3 protein-coding genes and 1 pseudogene are annotated in these 2,710 nt (G+C 71.7%); 1 reads left to right on the top strand and 3 read right to left on the bottom strand.

Features of this window, described 5'->3' with window-relative positions; translation table 11 throughout:
- The 3 genes and pseudogenes from ACFCY7_RS40300 to ACFCY7_RS40290 form a co-directional block, all read right to left on the bottom strand.
- Positions 1 to 140: pseudogene (locus ACFCY7_RS40300) on the bottom strand (ABC transporter); the annotation flags it as partial.
- Positions 141 to 276: 136 nt separating this feature from the next.
- A complete protein-coding gene (locus ACFCY7_RS40295) occupies positions 277 to 1,122 on the bottom strand; it encodes a DUF4097 domain-containing protein (protein ID WP_376491056.1) in 846 nt (281 codons plus the stop codon).
- A gap of 86 nt (positions 1,123 to 1,208) precedes the next feature.
- Positions 1,209 to 1,727, bottom strand: a complete 519-nt coding sequence (locus tag ACFCY7_RS40290) for a hypothetical protein (RefSeq protein ID WP_376491055.1) — start codon at positions 1,725 to 1,727, stop codon at positions 1,209 to 1,211.
- A gap of 302 nt (positions 1,728 to 2,029) precedes the next feature.
- Here ACFCY7_RS40290 and ACFCY7_RS40285 point away from each other — a divergent pair, with 302 nt between their 5' ends.
- Positions 2,030 to 2,644: a PadR family transcriptional regulator gene (locus ACFCY7_RS40285; RefSeq protein WP_376491054.1), complete on the top strand. Its 615-nt coding sequence runs from the start codon at positions 2,030 to 2,032 to the stop codon at positions 2,642 to 2,644.
- Positions 2,645 to 2,710: the final 66 nt, after the last annotated feature.

The following is a 2,710-nucleotide window of genomic DNA, read 5'->3' as shown; positions in this document are numbered from 1 at the left end:
AGGGCGAAGACGGTGCCTTCGGGGACGTTCAGGTCGATGCCGTCGAGGACGGTCTTGTCGCCGTAGGACTTGCGCAGCCCGTGTGCGGAGATGGCGGTGGGCGACGGGGACGAACCGTCGGTGCGCCTGGGCGTGGGCATGACAGGTGAAGGCATGGAGCCCTCCCGTTCGAGGGGTGAGGTCGCTGGGTGGGGTCGCTGGGCAGGATGGTGCCGGTGCTGCCAGTGGTGCGGGTGACGCGGGTGACGCGGGTGGTGCGGGTGGGGTGGCGCGAGGTCAGCCGCGGGCGCGGCGGATGTCGATGTTGCCGTGCCGGGTGCGGGCGCGTACCTCGACGGTGTCCTCGGCCTCCGCGGGGGTCTCGGACGCGGTGAGCGTGTTGCGTACCTGGCCGGAGCCGGAGTTGACGTCGAGCCAGGCGGCGGTGCCCTCGCGGATGCCGACCTCGATGGCGCCGTAGTTGGTCTCCAGCTGGACGGTGCCGCGGGCGACCTCGCCGACGCGCAGGGTGCCGTGCGCGGTGGTGGCGACCACCGAGGCCGCGGCGCGCGCGATGTCGATGTCGCCGTGGGCGCCGCTCACCCGCAGGTCGCCGGTCACGGTGCCGACGGTCGTGGTGCCGTGCGAGTTCTTCAGGACGGCGGGGCCGTCGACGAGGCCGACGCGCAGGCTGCCGGAGCTGGTGGTGATCTCGGCCTTGCCCTCGACCCGGTCCACGGTGATCGAGCCGTGGGACGCCGTCAGGTGCAGTGGGCCGGTGGTGTCGAGGCGTACGTCGCCGGCGGAGGTCTTCACCCGGACCTCGCCGAGGCGGCCCTCGCCGAGCACCTGGGCCCAGGCGCCGGTGAGGTCGACGCTGGAGCCGGAGGGGAGTTCGACCGTCACGTCGACGGTGCCGGTGCGCCCGACGAAGTAGCGCTGCTTGGGCGTCCTGATGGTCAGGGCGCCGCCGGCGTACGAGACCTCGGTCTGGTCGGCCGTCCGGACGTCCTGGTCCTTCTTCGGGTCGCGGGGCCGCACCTCGACGACGGTGTCGGGGCGGTCGCTCGCCGTGAACTGGATGGAGCCGGCATCCACGCGCGCCGTGGCCGAGATCGGTTCGGGAGTGTCGAAAGAAGGCATGGCTGTCCCGTCCTCTTGGGTCTTCGGTTCGTCCCCGCTGGTGGGACGTGGTGTGGGTGAAGTGGTGCGGGCAGGGAGGGGCCGGGCTAACGCACCCATCCCGTGAAGTTCTGTCCGACGGTCCTGGCCTTCTCCGTCGTACGCGGCCGGGTGCCGCCGTCGACCGCGGCCGACACGGCGCGCACCAGCCACGCGTTGACCGACAGGCCCTCGCGGGCCGCGGCCTCCTCGGCGCGGGTCTTGAGGTGGGCCGGCAGGCGCAGGTTCACGCGGGCGGTGCCGCCCTCGTCGCCCTCGGTGGGGGCCGCGGCCGGGAGCGGTTCGGCGGGGGTGGTGGGTGCGGCGGGGGTGTCGGTGCCGGTGGGCGGCAGCGTCACCACGAAGTCGGGGTCGAGGCCTCGCAGTCGTACGTCGACGGATCCGGGGGCGAGTTCGCGGGTGATCTCGTCCGTCGCCGCGGAGAGCACGTTGAGCATGGTCAGCCGGGCCGCCGACTCCAGGGGAGCGGTGAGCCTGTCGGCCAGCTCGCGGGCTTCCTCGCCGCCGGCTTCGGCGGCCACCGCGAGTTCGCGGCGGAGGGTGTCGACATACGGGGTGAGGTCCATGACGCCATGATGGCACCATCCTGGCGCCATGCGCAAGCGCTCGTGATGTCTCGCTGGTGAAGGTGCTGGCTCTGAAGGGCTGACCTGCATGAATGTGCCCGGGGTGAGGTGCGTGTCGGCGATGTCGGGAGGGTTGTGGTGGTGTCACGTGGCACCGGGTGGCGCCATGTGGTGCCATGCGGCGCCATCGGTGGCGCGATGTGCGCCGTGCGTGTACGGCTATTGCTCGCCGAACAGTTCCGATATATCGTTGAGGCATCGCGACAGTTCGACGATTGAATCCCGATGGAAGGAGCGTTGCGATGCGTTCACATGGACACGAGTACGGAAACGGACACGGAGCCGGTCGTGGAGGCTGCGGCCCCCGCGGGGACTTCGAAGGGCGGCGGGCCGCGTTCGGTCCCTTCGGGCCCGGGTTCGGCGGCGGCCCCTTCGGGGGCGGCTTCGGCGGACGGGGGCGCGGAGGCGGTCGGGGACGGGCGCGGCGCGGTGACGTGCGCGCCTCGATCCTGGCGCTGCTGAAGGACCGGCCGATGCACGGCTACGAGATGATCCGCGAGATCGGCGAGCGCAGTGACGGGGCCTGGAAGCCCAGTCCGGGTTCGGTCTACCCGACCCTCCAGATGCTGGAGGACGAGGGGCTGATCACCAGTGCGAGCGAGGGCGGCAAGAAGCTGTTCACGCTCACCGACACCGGGCGCGCCGAGGCCGAGGAAGGTCCGGAGGCTCCGTGGGAGGAGGCCGGGCGCGGCGTCGACTGGGAGGCCGTGAACGAGATCCGGCAGGCCGGCTTCGGTCTGATGGAGGCGTTCGGGCAGGTCTGGAAGACCGGCACCCCCGAGCAGCGCCAGAAGGCGGTCGGCGTGATCAACGAGGCCCGCAAGAAGCTGTACCTGATCCTGGCCGACGAAGACTGACCGGTGGGAGTGGAAGGCGTACGCGTGCGTACGGGAAGGGCCCCGCAGCGGTGTGCTGCGGGGCCC

The organism is Streptomyces sp. NPDC056361 (assembly GCF_042262805.1).
GTDB lineage: Bacteria > Actinomycetota > Actinomycetes > Streptomycetales > Streptomycetaceae > Streptomyces.
This window is presented reverse-complemented; position numbering and strand designations above follow the sequence as displayed.

Coding starts and splice junctions, on each gene's coding strand:
- ACFCY7_RS40290 (WP_376491055.1), bottom strand. CDS start 1,727: ATGGACCTCACCCCGTATGTCGACACCCTCCGCCGCGAACTCGCGGTG.
- ACFCY7_RS40285 (WP_376491054.1), top strand. CDS start 2,030: ATGCGTTCACATGGACACGAGTACGGAAACGGACACGGAGCCGGTCGT.
- ACFCY7_RS40295 (WP_376491056.1), bottom strand. CDS start 1,122: ATGCCTTCTTTCGACACTCCCGAACCGATCTCGGCCACGGCGCGCGTG.